14 protein-coding genes and 2 pseudogenes are annotated in these 15,978 nt (G+C 62.9%); 2 read left to right on the forward strand and 14 right to left on the reverse strand.

The genetic code is table 11. The features are described from left to right. Nucleotides 1–53 precede the first annotated feature (53 nt). From NF876_RS11755 to NF876_RS11805, 11 genes and pseudogenes are all read right to left on the reverse strand, one after another. A complete protein-coding gene (locus tag NF876_RS11755; RefSeq protein ID WP_262268980.1) occupies nt 54–1,349 on the reverse strand; it encodes an ISNCY family transposase in 1,296 nt (431 codons plus the stop codon). Between the two features lie 121 nt (nt 1,350–1,470). Beyond that, the gene (locus tag NF876_RS11760; protein WP_262268981.1) at nt 1,471–1,842 is read right to left on the reverse strand and encodes a hypothetical protein; all 372 of its coding nucleotides are present in this window, start codon (nt 1,840–1,842) and stop codon (nt 1,471–1,473) included. A 94-nt stretch (nt 1,843–1,936) separates the two neighbouring features. Beyond that, a complete protein-coding gene (locus NF876_RS11765) occupies nt 1,937–2,734 on the reverse strand; it encodes an MBL fold metallo-hydrolase (protein WP_262268982.1) in 798 nt (265 codons plus the stop codon). Then, nucleotides 2,731–3,540: a TatD family hydrolase gene (locus NF876_RS11770; protein ID WP_262268983.1), complete on the reverse strand. Its 810-nt coding sequence runs from the start codon at nt 3,538–3,540 to the stop codon at nt 2,731–2,733. The genes NF876_RS11765 and NF876_RS11770 overlap by 4 nt, the downstream gene beginning before the upstream one ends. 60 nt (nt 3,541–3,600) lie before the next feature. Continuing rightward, on the reverse strand, nt 3,601–4,932 hold the full coding sequence (locus NF876_RS11775; protein WP_262268984.1) for a family 1 glycosylhydrolase: 1,332 nt from the start codon (nt 4,930–4,932) through the stop codon (nt 3,601–3,603). Nucleotides 4,933–4,979: 47 nt separating this feature from the next. Continuing rightward, on the reverse strand, nt 4,980–6,530 hold the full coding sequence (metG, locus tag NF876_RS11780) for a methionine--tRNA ligase (RefSeq protein WP_262268985.1): 1,551 nt from the start codon (nt 6,528–6,530) through the stop codon (nt 4,980–4,982). 46 nt (nt 6,531–6,576) lie between these two features. Continuing rightward, complete coding sequence (locus NF876_RS11785; protein WP_262268986.1) at nt 6,577–7,641, reverse strand: DNA polymerase III subunit delta'; 1,065 nt, start codon at nt 7,639–7,641, stop codon at nt 6,577–6,579. Continuing rightward, nucleotides 7,631–8,305, reverse strand: a complete 675-nt coding sequence (tmk, locus tag NF876_RS11790; RefSeq protein WP_262268987.1) for a dTMP kinase — start codon at nt 8,303–8,305, stop codon at nt 7,631–7,633. The genes NF876_RS11785 and tmk overlap by 11 nt, the downstream gene beginning before the upstream one ends. Next, nucleotides 8,305–9,516 (reverse strand): D-alanyl-D-alanine carboxypeptidase family protein, encoded by a 1,212-nt coding sequence (locus NF876_RS11795; protein WP_262268988.1) that lies wholly within the window; start codon nt 9,514–9,516, stop codon nt 8,305–8,307. Before NF876_RS11795 ends, tmk begins: the two co-directional genes overlap by 1 nt. A 126-nt stretch (nt 9,517–9,642) precedes the next feature. Then, nucleotides 9,643–10,683: a septal ring lytic transglycosylase RlpA family protein gene (locus NF876_RS11800; protein WP_262268989.1), complete on the reverse strand. Its 1,041-nt coding sequence runs from the start codon at nt 10,681–10,683 to the stop codon at nt 9,643–9,645. 786 nt (nt 10,684–11,469) lie between these two features. Beyond that, nucleotides 11,470–12,086: pseudogene (locus NF876_RS11805) on the reverse strand (transposase); the annotation flags it as partial. A 442-nt stretch (nt 12,087–12,528) separates the two neighbouring features. On the opposite strand from NF876_RS11805, the gene rnhA reads away from it, so the two are divergent. Both rnhA and NF876_RS11815 read left to right on the forward strand, forming a co-directional pair. Next, nucleotides 12,529–12,984, forward strand: a complete 456-nt coding sequence (gene rnhA / locus NF876_RS11810) for a ribonuclease HI (protein ID WP_262268990.1) — start codon at nt 12,529–12,531, stop codon at nt 12,982–12,984. Nucleotides 12,985–13,080: 96 nt separating this feature from the next. Further along, a complete protein-coding gene (locus NF876_RS11815) occupies nt 13,081–13,458 on the forward strand; it encodes a hypothetical protein (protein ID WP_262268991.1) in 378 nt (125 codons plus the stop codon). Nucleotides 13,459–13,764: 306 nt separating this feature from the next. Here the strand turns inward: NF876_RS11815 and NF876_RS11820 are convergent, their stop codons facing one another. From NF876_RS11820 to NF876_RS43835, 3 genes and pseudogenes are all read right to left on the reverse strand, one after another. After that, nucleotides 13,765–14,997, reverse strand: coding sequence for a nidogen-like domain-containing protein (locus tag NF876_RS11820; protein WP_262268992.1), 1,233 nt, complete (start codon nt 14,995–14,997; stop codon nt 13,765–13,767). Nucleotides 14,998–15,011: 14 nt separating this feature from the next. Then, nucleotides 15,012–15,781, reverse strand: a protein-coding gene (locus NF876_RS11825; protein WP_262268993.1) for an IS5 family transposase whose coding sequence is annotated in 2 segments (ribosomal slippage) — nt 15,012–15,469 and nt 15,469–15,781 — 771 coding nt in all. Because the reading frame shifts where the segments join, the coding sequence is not laid out codon by codon here. A gap of 65 nt (nt 15,782–15,846) precedes the next feature. Further along, nucleotides 15,847–15,978: pseudogene (locus NF876_RS43835) on the reverse strand (IS481 family transposase); the annotation flags it as partial.

Raw genomic sequence — 15,978 nt, forward strand, 5'->3', positions numbered from 1 at the left:
GCACGGCTGGTCAGGGTTGCAGGGCTGGGCCAATCCAACATCCAGATCGACTTTCAGCCGACCTTGAAGATGCTCTTGCCTTGCCCTTGCCGGCGTGGAGCCTTCTGGCTGCGCGTCATGCCGAGCTCTTTCTGACGCTCGGCGGCATAAGCCAGAGCCGCACCCAATCGCTTGTTCTCGACGATCGCCGCCTGGTCGACCTGGCGCAGCTTGTCGTAGATGCGGTAGGGCAGAGAAAGGCCGTTGTGCTTGATGGCAAAGCGGCCATCCGGATAGTCGTAGACCGTCACCCGCTGGCGGGCGAGCGGCCGCGTGAACTCGTTCGGCTCGAGGATGAACAGCACCTTGTCGTACTGGAGCGTCAAGTTGCAGGTCACCGTACGCTCTTCTTTCCAGGCAAACGCATCGTCCAGATCATCATGCTCCGCCAGCGGACGGTGCAGGTCCTTGTCGCTGTAGGGCGCCTTGGCAAAGCGGCGGTTGAAGTCGTCCATGAAGGCTGGCAGGAAGGCGTTGCCTGCCTCAAGGGTCGAGATCCCGGCCAGACGCATCTCCTTGACCAGACGGTCCTGCAGGGTGCCGTTGGCGCGCTCCACACGGCCTTTGGCCTGCGGAGCATTGGCGCAGATGATGTCGATGTTGAGCTGATGCAGCGCACGGCCGAACTGCGTCATGCCATCGCCCTGGGTGGCGCCGACCTTGTTGACCCGGAACGTGGCATGCTTGTCCGAGTAGAACGCCACCGGCTTGCCGTACTGCTCCAGATAGGTGCGGGCGGCATGGAAATAGTCGAAGGTCGACTCCGTCTCGACGAAGCGCAGGTACATCAGCCGGCTCGTGGCATCGTCGATGAAGACGATCAGGGTGCATTGCGGACCGCGGTCCTCGAACCACCAGTGCTCGGAGCCGTCGATCTGAACGAGCTCACCCACGCATTCCCGGCGGTAGCGCGGCTGGTGCACGGGCTTGAGCCGCTGGCGCCGATCCTTCCAGATGCCATCGGTGATCATCCAGCGCCGCACCGTCTCGACGCCCAGAGACAGCCCGTGCCGCTCAGCGAGCTTCTCGGCCGCCAGCGTCGGACCGAAATCGGCATAGTTCGCTTTGATCAGTCCCAGAACCTCGCTGCGCAGGATCGGTGGGTAGGAGCGGTTGCTGGGCTTGCCGCGCTTCTTTGACACGAGAGCGGCCGGACCCTGGGCTCGGTAAGCCTTCAGCAGCCGAAACACCTGCCGGCGCGTGACCCGCAGCAGTTGGGCAGCTTCGCGCACCGAAATCCGGTCTGCCGCCACATCTCGTAGAACGTGAACCCGATCGATCTCCGCCCGGCTCATCGCGATCACCGTCATCAGACCCAATCTCCCCAGGACCATCACCCAGGGAGAGTGACATTTGTAACGGGGAGAGGGGTGACCTTTCTATCGGCGTTCTACACACGAAATTCGCATAAGATATATTATGGAACTAACACTATCGCCGCGGCGGCTCTTCGCTAGCCCCCAGACCGGCGTCCGTGCCGAGCGCGGAATACCATTCCGCATATGGCGTATCCCGGACCAGCTGCCGGTTGTAGTCAGGCGCGCCGTCGCTCCACCACACGGGACCACGTTCGCCGAGTGCTCGCTTCGCGTCATCGACCCGGGCACGAACTCTGGCCAGTGCCTCCGGATCGTCCCTGACGCTGCGGACGGCCCGGCGCGCCGTCATCAGCTCGTGCACAAGGCGCTCGCGCTCCTGAGGCTCGAGTTCCGGATTGCTCAAGCGCCACAGCCGACCGCGGACCACGAAATACCGGCCATCGGGCGTTCGCGGATACGGGGTGCCTGTTCGCGCACGGCTCACCGGTCGCCCCGATCACCGGCTTGGGAAAGCAGCCTGGCCGGAATCGGCCGGTCCTGTCCGAAGGGACTGGGTGTCCGTCCTTCCCGTCCTTCCATCACGCCGTCTCGACCTGAAGTCCGTCGTAGGCCGGCTCGATATGCGGTGGCAGCTCGCGGCGAAGCGTCTCGTAGTCCAGATCCGTGTGCAGGTTCGTCAGAATGGCTCGCCTCGGCCGGACCCTGGCGATGAGCTCCAGAGCTTCCGAAAGCGAGAAATGGGTCGGATGAGGCGTGTAGCGCAAGGCGTCCAGGATCAGGACCTCCAGCCCCTCCAAGGCCGGCAGGCTCTCATCCGGCATGTGGCTCACGTCCGGAGCGTAAGCGATGCCGCCGAACCGGAAGCCGAGAGCATCGATATCGCCGTGAACCATCCGGAAAGGCAGCGCGTCGACCGGGCCGCCGGCGCCCGAAACCGCCACCGGAACGCCGGGCTTCAGGCAGCGCATTTTCAGGATCGGCGGATAGCTGCTGCCGGCCGGCGTCTCGAAGCAATAGCCGAACCGCATCTGGAGCAGCTCGCTGGTCATCCGGTCGGCGTAGACCGGGATGCGCTGATGCTGAACGATCGCGAGCGGCCGCAGATCGTCAATCCCGTGGATGTGGTCCGCATGCTCGTGGGTGACCAGAACGCCGTCGAGGTGCCGCACGTCGGCCCCGAGGAGCTGGTCGCGCAGATCCGGACCTGTATCGACCAGGACGGTGGTGACGCCACCGGGCCCGGTTCGCTCCACGAGAACGGAACAGCGCCTGCGCCGGTTCCTCGGATTGTTCGGGTCGCAGGCTCCCCAGCCGACGCCCACCCGCGGCACGCCCGCGGAGGATCCGCAGCCGAGGATCGTCAGTCTCGTCGTCATGACGCGAGCGCCCGCCCGGAAGCCGCATCGGCGGAGGCCGCCTTGGAGAACAGGCGATAGAAGTTACCTGTCGTCAACGTGGCGATGTCCGGCTCGCCCACGCCGACCACCTCGGCAAGAACGCGGGCCGTGTGGGCCACGAAGGCCGGTTCGTTGGTCTTGCCGCGATGCGGCACGGGAGCGAGATAGGGGGCATCGGTCTCCACGAGCAGGCGATCGTGCGGAACGGCAGCGGCGATCCGGCGGATCTCCTCCGAGTTCCGGAAGGTCAGGATGCCGGAGAAGGACACGTAGAGCCCAAGTTCGACCCCGACCCGGGCGAGTTGTTCGCCGGACGAGAAGCAGTGAAGAACCGCATTGAAGCGCCCTCGCCCCATCTCGTCGGTCAGGATCCGGATCATGTCCTCGTCGGCGTTCCGGGCATGGATCACCAGAGGCAAACCGGTTTCCCGCGCGGCCGCGATATGGGTGCGGAAAACCCGCTGCTGCACGTCGTGCGGGCTTTTGTCGTAATGGTAATCGAGGCCGGCTTCGCCGATGGCGACGCAGCGCGGATGCCCGGACAGCTCGATCAGCCGCTCGGCCGGCACGTCCGGTTCGGCGGCCGCGTTGTGGGGGTGGGTCCCGACGGTGCAGAAGATGCCGTCATGGGATTCGGCCAGGGACCGGTAGGTCTGGAAGCGCTCCACATGGGTCGAGATGGTCACCATGCGGCCGACCCCGGCGGCCGCGGCCGACGCCAGAACATCGGGGAGGCGGCTCTGAAAGTCCGGGAAATCCAGGTGGCAATGGCTGTCGACCAACATCGGTGAAGGCGCCCTCCTCTATGGTGGTTTGCTGCGCATAAAGCGGTTCAAAGCCTGCGTCTAGCGACGCACCCCCTGGGCGGTCGCCTCCGGCTCGTCATCCTCTTTGGTTTCCTTGTGGCGCATCCGGCGAAGCCGCTCCTGCTGCCGGGATACGGGAGCTTCGTCGTGTTCCTGCGGCCGAACCACGGGGACCGCCAGGCACACGCTCTGGGCCGGAAGGACATCGCACCAGTCGTGCATCAGCTGCTTGTAGCAGCGTCCGACCGGTCGTATGTTGCGATCCAGGTCGTACAACCCCACCGGCGTGACACGGTTGTTCTCCTGGCGCAGGGCCGTGTCCCAGTCCATCTGGTCCGTGAGCGAGTACCAGGTGAACCCGACGATCGGCACGCCGGTGTTGCGCACCCGCAGGACGTTGGCCCATTGCTTCCAGAGCCAGTTCACGGCTTCGTCGCCGTTCGGCCCCTGCATCAGATTCGTCTCCGTATGCATGACCGGCAGCCGATACCGGTCGTAATATTGACGGGTGATCTCGTCGTAGCCGAAGACATCGCCGGCCGAGCGCGTCGAGCCGTCGGCGCAGACCCGGTGCTCGTTGGTCACGTAGTAGTCGTTCCCCATGATGCAGTGGTGGCGGAGCGAGGAACGGCTGAGGAAGAAGTGGTACTCGTCGCGGCTCATGCCGCTATCCATCAGGAACTCGTACATCTCCGAGTCGATTCTGCGGCCATAATTCAGGTCGAGGGACAGGAAGCGCCGGGCGTTCATGATCTCGGCCGGCTTGATCGCCGCCGGGTTCTCGGCGTGGAAATACTCGGACGACTCGCTCTGGATGAACAGGGCGTCCGGCCGGACCTTGAGGATCCGCTCCATGGCGAGGACGTTGGCCTTCACGATATGCTTGAGGGCGGTCACGAAACTCTGGTCGCTGGTCATCTGCTCGTTCCACCAGCCGTAGGCGGCGGAGAACTGGGCGCAGATGAACATCTCGTTGATCGGCGTGTAGAGCTGCACCCAGTGGTAGCGGCGCGCGAAGTCTTCGGCATAGGACGCGAAAAGATCCGGGAAATCCGGGTTCTGGAAGTTGCCGATCCAGTCCGGGACGCCGAAGTGGCAGAGATCCACGATGGGAATGATGTTGCGGCGGAAAATCTCGCCGAACGTCATATCGGCGAAGGACCAGTCGTAACGGCCCGGCCCGATGAACGTCGTATGCAGGGGCGGACCGTAGCGCAGGACCTGGATGTCCAGGTCGTTCAGAAGGTCGAAATCCGTCTTCCAATGGGTGTAATGGCCGCATTTCTCCATCTGGTCGATGCGGGTGCGGCCATTGTTGATGGTCGGGATGCTGTTCTCGATCCCGGTCGCGAACATGAAGCTGGTGTACATCGCGCGCTTCCGCTGACGGCCCGGCCGGGCCTTTCGAAGCGGACGCGTCAGGACGCCTCCGCCTCGATATAACGCGGGAAAATCGGCCCAGGTTGCGGAAGCGCCGTGCCGGCCGCCAGACGGTGCTCCGGTCCGATCGCCGCGATTGCCCTGCCCTCCGGCGCAACAGCCAGCAGGTCCAGCAGCTTGGCGGCGGCCTTCGGAACGAACGGCTGAGCCAGAATGCCGACGGCGCGCAGAATCTCGGCCGTCACATAGAGGACGGTGTTCATGCGGGCAGGATCGCTCTTGCGCAGCACCCAGGGCTCCTGGGAGGCGAAGTACCGATTGGCCTCCGCCACGACGGCCCAGATCTCGGCCAGGGCCGTATGGACGGCGAAATCCTTCATGGCCGCCCTCGCCTTCCCGGGCAAGGCGTCGGCCAGCCAGAGGACGTCCTGGTCCGCCTGGGTGAACGCGCCTGGCTGCGGCACGGCGGCGTCGCAGTTCTTGGCGATCATCGAGAGCGACCGCTGCGCCAGGTTCCCGAGATCGTTCGCCAGATCCGCATTGATGCGGTTGACGATGGCCTCATGGGAATAGTTCCCGTCCTGGCCGAACGGGACCTCGCGCATGAAGAAGTAGCGGATCTGGTCGACCCCGTAGGTGTCGGCAAGGTCGAAGGGATCGACCACGTTGCCGACCGACTTCGACATCTTCTCGCCCTTGTTGAGCAGGAAGCCATGCCCGAAGACGCGCTTCGGCAACGGCAGCTCGGCCGACATCAGGAAGGCCGGCCAGTAGACCGTATGGAAGCGCACGATGTCCTTGCCGATGATGTGAACGTCGGCCGGCCAGTAATGCCAGCGCGGATCGTTCTCATCGGGGAATCCGCAGCCCGTGACGTAGTTGTTGAGGGCATCGATCCACACGTACATGACGTGCTTCGGGTCGCCCGGCACCGGCAGGCCCCAGGCGAAGGTCGTCCGGCTGATCGAGAGATCCTGCAGCCCGGACCGCACGAAGCTCGTGATCTCGTTGCGGCGGGTCTCCGGGCTGATGAAGTCCGGGCTGGCCTCGTAGAGGGCGAGGAGCCTGTCCTGATAGGCGGAGAGCCGGAAAAAGTAGCTCTCCTCCTCGATCCACTCGACCGGCGTGCCGGTCGGCGCGCGCCAGCTGCCGTCCGGCTGTTTCGTCAGCTCGCTCTCGTCGTAATAGGCCTCGTCCCGCACCGAGTACCAGCCGGAATACTTCGACAGGTAGATGTCGCCCTTCTCCTGCATCCGGCGCCAGAGTTCCTGCGTCGAGGGCAGATGATCCGAATCCGTGGTGCGGATGAAGCGGTCGTAGGAGCAGTCCAGCCGGTCGGCCATGGCCTTGAACTTGGCCGCCATCTCGTCGACGAAGGCCTTCGGGGTGGTGCCGTTCCTGTCGGCCGTCTGCTGGATCTTCAGGCCGTGCTCGTCCGTGCCGGTCATGAAGAACACGTCATAGCCGTCGATGCGCTTGAACCGGGCGATCGCGTCGGAGGCCACGACCTCGTAGGCATGGCCGATATGGGGAGCACCATTCGGGTACGAGATAGCCGTGGTGATGTAGAATTTCTGCTTGTCGGCCATGTCGGATCCTAAGTCCTGAAATCAAAAACCTTCGAGAAACGAAGCTTCAAGCCGCCCGCCGAACCGCATCGGCGAGATCGTCGAACATCGTCAGGATGAAGGGCCGGCGGTCGAGGTTGAACACGTCGATCTCCCGCGCCGAACGGCCGATCTTCTCACATACCTCCACCAAAGGTGCAAGGCGCGACGCGCCGAGGCCCGCCTGCTCGTGGAGGCGCTCGGAGACCCAGCGCTCCACCGTTTCGAGGGCCAGCGCGTAGGTGTCGTCCGCATCCCGGCGAGAGAGGGCTTCCGCAAGCGCGAGGACCTGTCTGGCATCGGTCGCCGGCAACCCGTTCAGGAGACGGGTGATCTGGTCGATGAAGGCGACCTTCTCCGCGTCGAGCAACTCCAAGGTGCGTCGGACGGAGCCCTCGCCGTAAGGCAGAGCCTGCTCCACCAGATCTCGGGGAATATCGCTCCAGGGCGAGCCGAGGGACGCGATCGCCGCCTGGATGTCCCGATCCTCCAGAGGGCGCAGGAGAAGCCGGCGGCAACGGGACCGAATGGTGGGAAGCACCCTCTGCGGGGCATGACTGACGATGAGGAAGAGCGAACGCGGCGGCGGCTCCTCGATCACCTTGAGCAGCGCGTTGGCGCTCGAGATCGTCAGATCCTCGGCGCTGTCGACGATGCAGACCCGGTATCCTCCGTCGGCAGCGGTCGAGCCGAACATGGCGAGCGCCCGACGGACCGCGTCGACCGGGATGGTCGCGGACGGCCCCTTCTTGTCCGTGGCCGGAGCCCTTCTCAGAACCGAAAGGTTGGGGTGGGACAGGGCCGCCACCTGGCGCGCCGCACTCGAATCGGGGGACAGGTCCAGGCTCGAAATGGCTTGATCGCGGCTCCTTCGCGGGTCGAGAACGGTGCGGGCGACCCGGTAGGCCAGAGTGGCCTTGCCGATCCCCTGAGCGCCGCCGATCAGCCAGGCGTGGTGAAGGCGGCCGCTGCGCAACCCTTCCAGGAAGGCCTCCTCGCCTTCCCTGTGGCCGAAGAACGCGAACTGCTCCCGGGGATGCGGGGCTCCCTCCAGCTGATCCGGCTCGGCGACATCTTCAGCGTCACGCGACATCGAGCGACCTCGCGGCGGGTTCCGTCACCTGGGGAAGGCGCTCGCGCAGGGCCGCCCAGATCGCGGCCGCGACTTCGTCCGGATCCTGATCCGCATTGATCACGGCGCATCGTTCCGGCGCGGCCCGGGCGATGGAGAGATAGGCCTGACGGAGAGACTGGTGGAAGGAGAGGTCCTCTCTCTCGAAACGGTCAGCGCCCTCGCCCTTCCCGGCCTGCCGCGCTCCCGCCCGGGCGAGTCCCGTCTCCGCCGGGAGATCGAGGATGAACGTGAGGTCGGGCTTCACGCCCCGGAGAGTGATGGCCTCGAGCCGGTCGATCAGTCCCTTGTCGATGTTGCCCAGGGAGCCCTGATACGCCCGGGTGGAATCGGCGAAGCGGTCGCACAGAACGTGGGTCCCGTTCGTGAGCGCCGGCACGATCGTCCTGTCCAGGTGGTCGATCCGGGCGGCGGCGAACAGGAGAGCTTCCGCGAACGCCCCGAGATGCTTGGCGTGGCCTTCGAGGATGAAGGCGCGGACCTCCTCGGCATGGGGCGATCCGCCGGGCTCGCGGGTCACGAGAACGGGCTGGCCCATCTGCGACAGACGGGCCCTGAGCCTCTCGATCTGTGTCGACTTGCCGGCGCCCTCCCCGCCTTCGAAGGTGATGAAGCAGCCTTTCATCAAATGCCTTCGATCACGCTCGTGAAGGCGCGGCGCACCCAGCCGGTGCTGAATTCCAGCAACCCATCCAGGGCGCGCTGGCTCAGTGTCCCTTCCTGGACGTCCTCATTGGCATAGAGCGGCATGTCGAGAGCCTGCATGTCCCCGCGGTTGACCTGGAGCCGGGCCACCTCGGCCCCTTTCTGGACAGGGGCTTTCAGGGGGCCGGTATAGATGATGCGCGCGGTCACCCGTTCGCCTTCTCCGCGAGGCACAAGTACACGAACCGGCTTCTGCGACACAAGCGGCAGGGACCGCCGGCTCCCGCCGAAAACCTGAGCCTCCCCAACGACCTGCCCCTCGGCGAACAGTTGCTGGGTTTCGAAGGCCCGGAAGCCCCAGTCCAGGAGCTTGCGCGACTCGGCCGCGCGGTCCTTGGCCGTCTTGAGACCGTTCACGACCACGATGAGCCGCTGGTCGTTCTGGACGGCCGAGCCGATGAGACCGAAGCCGGATTCATCGATATTGCCCGTCTTTAGCCCGTCGGCCCCGATATCGAGGAACAGCAGCGGATTGCGGTTCTGCTGGCGGATCTTGTTCCAGGTGAAATCGCGCTCCCCGAAGATCTTGTAGAGATCGGGATAGGTCTCGATGATGTAGAGGGCGAGCTTCGCCAGGTCCCGGACGGTGGTCTTCTGCTCGGGGTGCCCGTAGCCGGTTGCGTTGCGGAAAGTCGTCTTGGTCAGGCCGATCTGCTTGGCCCGCTCGTTCATCATGCGGGCGAAGTTGTCTTCCGTACCGGCCACGCCCTCGGCGATCGTGATGGCGGCGTCGTTGCCCGACTGAATGATGAGACCCCGCAGCAGATCTTCGAGCCGGATCGAGGTGTTCACCCGGGCGAACATGGCCGAGCCGCCGGATCCCCCTCCCCCTTTGCGCCAGGCATTCTCCGAGACGGTGAACTCGCTGTCGAAATTCAGGCGGCCATTCTTGATCTCGTTGAACACCACCTCGGCCGTCATGGTCTTGGCCATGCTGGCCGGCACCGTCGGCTCGTCGGCATTCTTCTCGAACAGAACCGCATGGCTCCCGGCGTCCATGAGGATGGCCGTGGGCGCCATGGTCTGAAAATTCTGGGCCTTCGCGGCCTGCGGCCAGGCGACCGAGAGGGAGATGGCGCTCCATACCAAACCAATCGCCGCCAGGCAGCAGGCGACCTTAACGTGACGCATCGTCAAATTCTCCAGGATCCTCCCTTAGGAGACCCCGAATCTGTGGCGCGTCAACAACAAATCAACGTCCGGCTACGCTGGCCTGTGCGGCATGTTACGCGGGTTCAGGTCGGTCAAAGGCGTCCACTAGCGCAGAACGAACTTCTCCGGGCTGGCGGGCGCATAAGCCCCTGCCCTCTGGAAGCCGGATTGCGCGTTCCCGGCCGGCGCCTCGTAGAGGCTCGCAACCACTGGACGCGACGCAGGAACGGTCCCGGGAGCGGCCGAGCTGATCCGCACGACCGGGCTCGCCGCGCTCGGGATCGTCCCGAGGTCGAATGGACGCTCGGGCGGAAGCGGGACATTGCTGGCCATCGCGGCACCGGCGGGCTGGGCCGCGCGAGCCGGGGCCGAATAGGCCTCGTCGTCGGGCTCGTAGGTGCGCAGAGCGATGGCCTGCCGGGGAGTGTTGGGCTGCGGCGCCGCCCGGGCGATCATGGTCGGAGCCGCTCCGGTCAGAGAGGCCGGCGTGCCGTCCGTCCTGAGGCTCGCCAGGAGGATGCGGTCGTCGCTGCCGTTGGTGGAGGCGCGGCCGACATATTCGACCCGGACGCGAGCCGTTCCCGACTGCCGGAAGCCCAGAGCGGCGGCGGCCTTCTCGGAGACGTCGATGACCCGGTTCCCGTGGAAAGGGCCGCGATCGTTGACCCGGACGATCATCGAATGACCGTTCTGAAGATTCGTCACGCGGGCGTAGCTCGGCAGCGGCATGGTCGTGTGCGCGGCCGCGATGGAATCGCGGTCGAAGACCTCGCCGTTGGCCGTCATGCGGCCATGGAAATTGGACCCGTACCAGGAGGCGAGCCCCTCGCTGGCGCGGGGGGTCTCGTTCGGAACATAGGTGCGGCCGGCGACCATATAGGGCTTGCCGACCATCTCGCGGCCGCCGCCCTTCGGGATCGGCTGGCCGTCGGCGACGACCTTCGGACTCGGGGCTACGCCGTATTTGGGATCGATGCCGCCACGCACATTCGAGGAGCAATTGGCTGCCGTCAGGGCGATCGCGGTCGCGCCTGCGATGCGGATGAGCGTCCACTGATTGAAGGACGAGGCCTGTCCCTTCATTCCGGTCTTCGCAGCGCGCTCACAAGCCATCTCGTCTCGCATCCTATCGTCTGTTCGGCGCATGGCGTCTCCTCCACTGCGCGGACATCAAGCCAAAGTGCTGATCCACTCCTTAAAAGGAAGTTAAACCGCCGCGCTTGTCAATGGCAAAGCTGCCATAACTGAAACAATAATACATATATCGAAACGGCGTTATGATTCAGGAGGTTGGGGCAACTTCCTGAGATGCAGGTTTCGCGAGATCTCTGACGCCTGGGCTGAACTGGAGGCCCGGCAGAGGCCGCTCCATCAGCGGGCATCGCCGCCGGCGAAATCGATTTCGGTCCTATTCGGAGAAGCTTAGCCGAAGATGCTCATGCGCGACGTCCTCGGGGCCGGAGTTCTAAACGGAATCAGTTTCAGATTTGCGAGGAATTGGTTAACAAATCCCTTCGCTTCCCGTGAGGCCGCGCGGAAAGAAAGACGGAGGATGGCGGAGGGGGTGGGGCCCTCCGAGTTGAATCACTAAGCCATTGTTCTGTTAGATTTCAATGGGTTGACTAACGATACCTGTGTGGAGAAACCGGGTGGATTAGCTGTATGGAGCCTTCCCCCAGGTAACTCGTTGAGTGTCATCGCAAATGGTACGCGATCCGCGATGTCCCTCCAAAGTTGAAGCCGGTCATGGGCTTTGGCAGGTTCTCCAAGTGCCTTGAGACAGAGGACCAGAATGTCGCCAAGCAGAGAGCGGACATGCTCTGGCTCCATGATTGGCCAAAGCAGATCGAGCAGGCAAGCGGGGAGCATCCCCCAAGGAGGAAAGCGATGCGGTAACGCGAGCCCTGAGGATCCTCCGCTCAGAGATGGAGTCCGCTGGTTGGGCCCGCCGGGCAGCAGGATGGGAGTGCGCGTCCCCAGGGCCCGCTTGCGGCCGCCCCGGCGTTTGACCTGCAGTCTCTCCTCGCGATGGAGGCGCCGGAACTTCTTGTGGTTCATGACCAATCCCTCTCGGGCCAGCATGATCTGCAGGCGTCGATCGCCGAAGCGCCGGCGCGGGGCCGCCACAGCTCGCATGCGTTCGTGCACCGCGGCATCGTCAGGTCGGGTGGAGCGATAGCGGACCGACGAGCGGTCGATCGCCAGAATGGAGCATGCCCGCCGCTCGCTCACGCCGTGGGCTTGCATGGCATGAGCCACGGCCCGGCGCCTGGCAGCGGGCGTTACCATGTTTTTGACGCGAGATCCTTCAGGACGGCATTGTCCAGCATCTGCTCAGCCAGAAGCCTCTCGAGCTTGGCGTTCTCTTCCTTCAGGGCCTTCAGCCGCCGGGCGTCAGAGACCTCCAGGCCGCCGTACTTGGCGTTATAGGTGGAGAAGGGTGCCTCCGAGATCCCGTGCTTGCGCCAGATCTCCGCTGTTTTCGTCCCGGCCTCCTGCTCCTTGAGCATGCCGATGATCTGCTCTTGCGTGAACCGTGAGCGCTTCATTCGTCCGTCTCCACGTTGGACGGACTCTCACCTCAGCTGGAGGAGTTCGCAGGGCTCACGTCACCAGTCTTGTCGACATCACGCAGTCGCTGGTGAGCCGCTACGCGAAGCTTCAGGGGAAGCAGAGGGATCATGTGAGGAACCCGTTACGGAGCCACCATGGCTGCTGCCACAATGGTTGCAGCATATCCTGAGACGGTGACGAGTGGGCCGAGCACAACAGCTGCTGCAAGGAGGCCGAGAGAGGTCTTAAGGGTACGCATAACGAGGCTCCTCAAATGTTGGACCTCAAGCCTGACCCCATAAGGCTAACCGATGGTTAACCTTGGCAATAGCGATTGCTGCCCTTCTGGTCACCTGATCTTAATCCCTCCCCTGCTCTAAGCCCGCTCTTTCGATCCCCAGAACAAGCTCTTTCACTAACAAGCCCATCGAGAAATTCATGAACAATCAAGCCATTATCTTCACAGACGGAGCTTGCCTCGGTAACCCTGGACCAGGAGGCTATGCCGCTGTGGTCACTATTGCAGGCCATGAGCAGATCATCGTCGGACGCGACCGCTCGACGACGAACAACAAGATGGAGATGACAGCAGCCATCAAGGCGCTTGAAGCTGTCCCTCAGGATCTTCCCATCGTGATCCACAGCGACAGCCAGTACGTAATCAAAGGCGCGACCGAGTGGCTCCGTGGGTGGAAGGCCAAAGGGTGGCGCAAGGCTGACGGCAAGCCTGTCATGAACCAGGATCTGTGGATGAAGATGGACGCTGTCATGGTGGGCCGGAAAATCACTTGGAAGTGGGTCAAGGGCCACGCTGGTCACCCTGAGAATGAACGAGTGGATCAACTGGCGAACTGGGAAGCCGTGAGGGCTTCAGCGGGGTCGAGTGATTCATGAGGAACTGCTGAGCAAAGGACGCTACCACGAGAGCTATGGCCAATCTTCAACTAACACCCTCAGATACTCAGTAAGTGTTAGTTGGAGATTTCAGGATTGCGAACGCTTCAGCAGCATGGCCTTATGCCGCCCCAATCGATTTTCACTGACCGCACAAGCTTCAAATTGCAAGGGAATGGCATGGAATTCAAATCGAAATCGGAAACAGAGGCCGTTGCGGACGCTTATCCTTCTGTGCTTGCCTCAACGGCCGAAGAGAAGCTTCACTATCTTCTAAACGCGGTTGAGAGCATGGACCGGCGAACCGCACAAGAGTTGGAGCGGCTCGACAACAGCGGCGCTGAAGAGGAACTTAAGGCGTTCATCAGGCAGGACATTCTGGCTCGCCACCAAGTAAGGCGATCGCCTCTTCAGGAGTCAGTGGAGGAGCTACGTGCGCTCTACCGTGCTTCGACCCCAGAAAGCCAAAACTGAGCGTTAGCTTAGGCTGACCACAAGGTCCTCACTGGCCACGTTTTGCAGTCCGAGACGGTGCCCTCAGGCACCCAATCGCCCCAGCCGAGGAATAGCCCCTCCCCAGCTGGGGCGTTTCATGTCGATCAATGACCCTAGCCGACGAATGAGCCCTGCTGGATTTCTGGCAGGGACACCCTCCGGCAGCGTTTAAGCGGAGCGTCCCCTAACAGGAGAAGCTCGATGCTGCCCTAGATTCTTCACCTGAAGAAAATAAGCGCTCTGATTTGCACCAGAGCGCCTTAACACTATCATTTGCTTCGATGATCAAACGACGAAGAAGTCATTGAATTTCAGAGCAAGACCCTTCTTCAACTGGGCGAACTCCACCGCTTCCTTCGCGCCTGAGCCATCTGAGTCATAGGACAGAACGCCCGTCTTCTTGTTATAGACGATGTAGTCGTTCGCGTCCTTGGCCTTATCTTCGACCGTGAAGTACTTCTTGTTCAGCAATGCGGGAGCAGCCTCTGAGCCGTTCCTCCCGAGCTTGGTGAAGACCTTGTTGTCGAGCCAGATCGTGTCATCAGCCACTTTGAAGTCGCTTATGGTATCGAAGTTCACCTTCCGGTCGGTCTTGGAAGTTCCGAGCTTCGAGTCGAAGACGAAAGTATCCCAACCGTCTCCTCCGTACAGCTTATCGTTACCCAAGCCGCCGAACAGCAAATCGTCACCGGCTTCACCCTTGATGGTGTCCTTGCCGGACAGGGCAGACAGACGGTTGGAGAGTGCATCGCCGACAACAGTATCGTTGCCGTAGCCTGCAATGACGTGCTCCACACCGGTGATGAGATCAGAGTCGGTTTCTGAACCGTACGCCGTTCCAGCGGAGAGATTGACCGTCACGCCACGGCTGGTGCTCGTGAACGTGATGGTATCGATATCGGCGCCGCCATCGTAGGTGTCATTACCCTGCCCGTGTCCGGCAACGAGCGTATCGTCTCCAGAGCCGCCGAGAACACGGTCATTGCCTGCGCCTGCTTCAATGCGGTCATTACCGGAACGACCGTCAATGAAGTTGTCGCTATCGTCGCCGAACAAGCTGTCGCCACGTTCAGAGCCGATGCCTCTCACCTCGCCGCTGCGGACCTCGAATTCCCAAACACCCGGGTTATTCATGCTACCGGGTGAAGACGTCAGGCCGAGCATTCCCGACTCAGAGCCAGATTGCGGCAGTTCAAAATAATGTTCGCCGTCTCCCGAGGAAAACCCGGCACGAGCGACATACCCGCCAAGGCCGTTGGAGCCATAGGAGGCATCGCCCGTCGTCCAGGTAAGTCCCCCATAGCGGAAGATGATGTTGAAATTGCCGCCACCTTGGTCGGTCAACTCAAGCTGGAAGGAGTTGAACTTCGATGTGTGACCGTATGCGACCGCATTGTAATAATCGACGTTGCTCCACGTAACGATGAAGGAATCACGTTCGTGGTTCAGGCCATAGGTGACCTGAGATCCTGCTCCTCTTGTGTCCACGTCAGCCCAGAAAGGCGCGATGATGGCCAAGCTACTAGGGCGTGTCATCGCTTGATCCAATCGAGTGTCGCGGCGAGGCAGAGAATGCCCATGAACGATGAGGCCGTCTTTTCGTAGCGCGTCGCAACGGCTCGCCACTCCTTCAATCTGGCCCAGAGCCGCTCGACGACATTGCGGTTGGTGTAGATCCACTCGGGGCATGCCACCGGCGCCTCATGGCGCTGCGGCGGGATCGCAGGGCGTGCGCCGATGCTCCAGACATGCTCGCGAAAGGCATGGCTGGTGTAGCCGCGGTCTCCGACCACCCATGTTGGCACACCCGGCAGTTGCTCCAGCAGCGGAATGGCATGGGGCAGCTCATGCGCTTGACCGGGTGCAATCCGAAACGCGATGGCGTGGCCAGAGGCGTCAGCGATCACGCAAGCCTTGGTGCCATAGCCGCCACGAGACCGGCCAAGTGCTTCACGATCGTCTCGTTGAGCTTGAGAGCCCCCTTTCGGCGTGCCCCGGCGGCCTTCTGGTGCGCCCGCACGCTCGTGCCATCGAGAAACACCATCCCGAGCTTGATCCCAGATTGCTGAACAAGGTTCAGCAAGCGGTCCCAGACGCCAGCTCGTGCCCAGCGGATGAAGATCTGGGCTGCCCGCCACCAGGGTCCCAGCTCCTCAGGGACGGCCCGCCACTTGGCTCCGTTCTGATGCCGCCACAGGATGGCAGAAAGAGTGCGCCGCAAGTCCTGTGGTGGGGTCTTGCCTTTCGGCCGGCATGCTTCAATCAGAGGCTCCAGAAGAGCCCATTGTCCGTCGCTGAGCATTGCTCCTCCTGGGCGCGGAGGAGCAAAACGCAAGCCGATCCAATCAGTTCAAGCGACAACACGCCCTAGCTGTCTGGATGCGAGACCTCCTTGGCGTGAGCGACAACCTGGAGGGCTGGTGGCAAAGCGTCTGAATCGGGTGGCTTGTAGCGTCGGTTGGCCAGCTTCGGCTCGGCGGCCAGGCGGCTGTGCACGAC

This window comes from Microvirga yunnanensis, from assembly GCF_025460875.1.

What these genes read in the sequence shown, in the direction of transcription:
- NF876_RS11785 (WP_262268986.1), bottom strand. Translation starts at nt 7,641, where the DNA reads ATGTCGCGTGACGCTGAAGATGTCGCCGAGCCGGATCAGCTGGAGGGA.
- metG (WP_262268985.1), bottom strand. Translation starts at nt 6,530, where the DNA reads ATGGCCGACAAGCAGAAATTCTACATCACCACGGCTATCTCGTACCCG.
- NF876_RS11795 (WP_262268988.1), bottom strand. Translation starts at nt 9,516, where the DNA reads ATGCGTCACGTTAAGGTCGCCTGCTGCCTGGCGGCGATTGGTTTGGTA.
- tmk (WP_262268987.1), bottom strand. Translation starts at nt 8,305, where the DNA reads ATGAAAGGCTGCTTCATCACCTTCGAAGGCGGGGAGGGCGCCGGCAAG.
- NF876_RS11755 (WP_262268980.1), bottom strand. Translation starts at nt 1,349, where the DNA reads ATGACGGTGATCGCGATGAGCCGGGCGGAGATCGATCGGGTTCACGTT.
- rnhA (WP_262268990.1), top strand. Translation starts at nt 12,529, where the DNA reads ATGAACAATCAAGCCATTATCTTCACAGACGGAGCTTGCCTCGGTAAC.
- NF876_RS11765 (WP_262268982.1), bottom strand. Translation starts at nt 2,734, where the DNA reads ATGACGACGAGACTGACGATCCTCGGCTGCGGATCCTCCGCGGGCGTG.
- NF876_RS11775 (WP_262268984.1), bottom strand. Translation starts at nt 4,932, where the DNA reads ATGTACACCAGCTTCATGTTCGCGACCGGGATCGAGAACAGCATCCCG.
- NF876_RS11770 (WP_262268983.1), bottom strand. Translation starts at nt 3,540, where the DNA reads ATGTTGGTCGACAGCCATTGCCACCTGGATTTCCCGGACTTTCAGAGC.
- NF876_RS11800 (WP_262268989.1), bottom strand. Translation starts at nt 10,683, where the DNA reads ATGCGCCGAACAGACGATAGGATGCGAGACGAGATGGCTTGTGAGCGC.